Source organism: Micromonospora sp. WMMD736, assembly GCF_049179015.1.
GTDB lineage: Bacteria > Actinomycetota > Actinomycetes > Mycobacteriales > Micromonosporaceae > Micromonospora.
The window spans coordinates 1-2,725 of the sequence record NZ_JBMHMI010000078.1 but is presented as its reverse complement, the minus strand read 5'-3'; the positions used below and the strand labels follow the sequence as shown (position 1 = coordinate 2,725).

Below are 2,725 nucleotides of genomic sequence, written 5' to 3'. Positions count from 1 at the left end.
CCGCTGTTGAACGAGAGAAACTCGGTGGCGGTGGGGCTGATCTCGGCGGGCGGACGCCCGAACGACATGTTGTCGAAGGTGATGGCCGTGCTGTCGTAGACCGACCAGTCGGCCCGCTCCTGCAGGGTGACCTTCTCGATGGTGCGGCTCATCCCCGATAGCGCCAACGGCAGCGCCCCGGACACGTTTCCCGGATTCAGCCCGCTGCCATGCACCGTGGCTGAACCCTGCCGGCAGGCTGCCAGCAGCCGGTCCCGGTCGGCGGCGGGCCGGCGCTCCGGATGGAACAGGAATGCCGTCGTGACGACGTTCTTGCCGCTGGCCAGCAGTGCGCACACGTCGTCCAGGTCGGTGTTGCGCGGGGTGTACACGACACAGTCAGCATCGAGAGCCAGGATCTCGTCGGTGTCGGTGGTGGCCGCGACGCCGACCGGGCCGCGGCCGGCCAACGTCCCGGCGTCGGCGCCGTCCTTGTCGTCGGAGTACACCTTGACGCCCACCAGCGACAGGTCGTCGCGGCCCAGGACCGCCTCGAGCACCTCGCGCCCGACCGCGCCGGTGCCCCACTGGATCACCCGTAGCGGAGCCATCCTGCAAACCTAGCCGCCGGACCCGTAGGGCCGGGTGATGATCTCCAGGTTGTGGCCGGCCGGGTCACGGAAGTAGACCCCGCGTCCGCCGTCGTTGTGGTTGATCTCGTTGGGTCGGCTGCCGTGCGGGTCGGCCCAGTGCTGCAAGCCCCGATCGATTATCCGGCCGTAGATGGCGTCGAACTCGTCCTCAGACACCAGGAAGGCGTAGTGCTGGGGCGGGATGTCTGCACCCGCGGAGGCCTGTGCGTAGTCGAGGCTTACGCCGTGGTTGAGCTCGACGGCCAGGAACGGGCCGAACTCCTTGGCGGCGGGCAGGCCGAACAGCTCGGTGAAGAACGTGGCCGACGCCGTGCGGTCCTTGGCCGCGACGATGGTGTGGTTGAACGTCACTGTCATTTCATCCAGTGTCCCACCCCGAACCGTTCCGTGGTAGCAACGGAGGCCATGGTGTTCGACCTTCGTGAGCTGACTCGCCCGATCGTGGTGGCGCCGATGGCCGGGGGGCCGTCGACCCCCGAACTGGCCGCCGCCGGCAGCAATGCCGGTGCGCTGGGTTTCGTCGCGGCCGGCTATCTCAGCGCCGAGTCGCTGGCCGAGCGCCTCACCGCGGCCCGGCGCCTGACCGCGGGGCCGGTCGGCGTCAATCTTTTTGTGCCGCAACCGAGTGCTGCGCTACCAGCAGACATCGAGAGGTATGCGCGCGATCTTTCCGGTGAGGCGCAACGCTACCGAGTCAGCCTGGGCGAGCCGCGGTTCGACGACGACGGCTGGGCGGCCAAACTCGGTGTGGTGCTGGACCTGCGACCGCAGGTGGTCTCGTTCACGTTCGGGCTGCCGTCACCCGGCGAATGTGCGCGGCTGCGCGCGGCCGGCATCACGACCGTCGGCACGGTGACGACCGTCGCCGAGGCCGGCGCGGCGGTCTCCTGCGGGGTCGACGCGCTGGTGGTGCAGGGCCCCGCGGCCGGCGGCCATCGCGGCACCTTCGATCCGGCGGCGCCGCCCGCCGGTGCGCCGCTGCACGAGCTGCTGCGCAGCGTGCTGACCGAAACCGACCTGCCCGTGGTGGCCGCCGGTGGGCTGATGACGGCCGAGGACATCGCGACCGTCCGCGAAGCCGGAGTGGTGGCTGCCCAGCTGGGCACCGCGTTCCTGCTGGCCGACGAAGCCGGCAGCACACCGGTGCATCGCGCCGCGCTGCGCGATCCGCAGTTCACCGAAACCGTGGTCACCCGGGCGTTTTCCGGGCGCTACGCGCGCGGCCTGCGCAACCGGTTCATCACCGAGCACGACGGCCAGGCGCCGCTCGGATATCCGGAGGTGCACTACCTGACGAGTCCGGTGCGCGCGGCGTCGGTGCGCTCCGGTGACCCCCAGGCCACCAACGTGTGGGCCGGCACCGGCTTCCGCGCCGCGCGCACCGCACCCGCCGCCGACATCATCGGCGCGTTGGTATAGCGCGAGCTCAGTTTCGGAAGCGGCGCTGGTCGACTGTTTCGATGACGACATCGCCGTCATCGGAGCGAGCCGTGATCTCCGCGGCCGCCGCATCGGCATTGTTGGTCTCGGGCACCTGGACTTTCGTCGAATCCCCGGCCTGCGCGCGCACCAGGTAGGGCCCGCGCCCGGGCAGCCCTAGCACCACATCGCCATTGCGGGTCGTCGCCTCGACTCGGTCCGGTGCGGCGTCGCGGAAGTCCACCGTGATGTCGCCGTCGGCGGTGGTGGCGGTGAACGCATCGGCCACCGCGATCGGACGCCGAGATATCACGTCGCCGTGCACCGTGTGCACCTCGACGCGCCGGATCGTGCCGCTGAGCAGGACCGGGCCGTGGGTGGTCCGGGCGATCAGCTGGTCGAGGTCGGCTTGGGCCAACACCACACCGGCGTCTTGCCGCGTCTGAACCGACAGCCGGCGCGCCAGATCGGGCGGCAGCACGACGGTGATCTCGCCGCCGCGGGCCCAGTCGAACATGGTGGCGGAGTTCCCGCCGACGACCACCCGGGCGCCGTCGGCGTCGTCGGTGACGCTGAGCTGGTGCTCGCCGGCCTGGGTTGAATTGACCAGCCGCAGGTCGATGCGGGGTTGCGCGGCCTCGCGGTCGGTGGTGATCCGGATCGCCACCGGCATG

At 70.5% G+C, this 2,725-nt stretch carries 4 protein-coding genes; 1 reads left to right on the top strand and 3 read right to left on the bottom strand.

Going from position 1 to position 2,725, the window contains the following annotated elements:
• Positions 1 to 590: hypothetical protein (locus ACN269_RS33785; RefSeq protein WP_421477264.1), on the bottom strand; the 590-nt coding region annotated here is incomplete at its 3' end.
• A 9-nt stretch (positions 591 to 599) separates the two neighbouring features.
• Positions 600 to 989: a VOC family protein gene (locus ACN269_RS33780; RefSeq protein WP_421477262.1), complete on the bottom strand. Its 390-nt coding sequence runs from the start codon at positions 987 to 989 to the stop codon at positions 600 to 602.
• 84 nt (positions 990 to 1,073) lie between these two features.
• On the opposite strand from ACN269_RS33780, the gene ACN269_RS33775 reads away from it, so the two are divergent.
• Positions 1,074 to 2,051, top strand: coding sequence for a nitronate monooxygenase (locus ACN269_RS33775; protein WP_421477260.1), 978 nt, complete (start codon positions 1,074 to 1,076; stop codon positions 2,049 to 2,051).
• A 7-nt stretch (positions 2,052 to 2,058) separates the two neighbouring features.
• On the opposite strand, the gene ACN269_RS33770 is transcribed toward ACN269_RS33775, so the two are convergent.
• On the bottom strand, positions 2,059 to 2,718 hold the full coding sequence (locus ACN269_RS33770; protein WP_421477258.1) for a DUF4097 family beta strand repeat-containing protein: 660 nt from the start codon (positions 2,716 to 2,718) through the stop codon (positions 2,059 to 2,061).
• Between the last annotated feature and the right edge of the window lie 7 nt (positions 2,719 to 2,725).

Excerpts from the sequence above, each read along its gene's own strand:
- ACN269_RS33780 (WP_421477262.1), bottom strand. The coding sequence starts at position 989 with ATGACAGTGACGTTCAACCACACCATCGTCGCGGCCAAGGACCGCACG.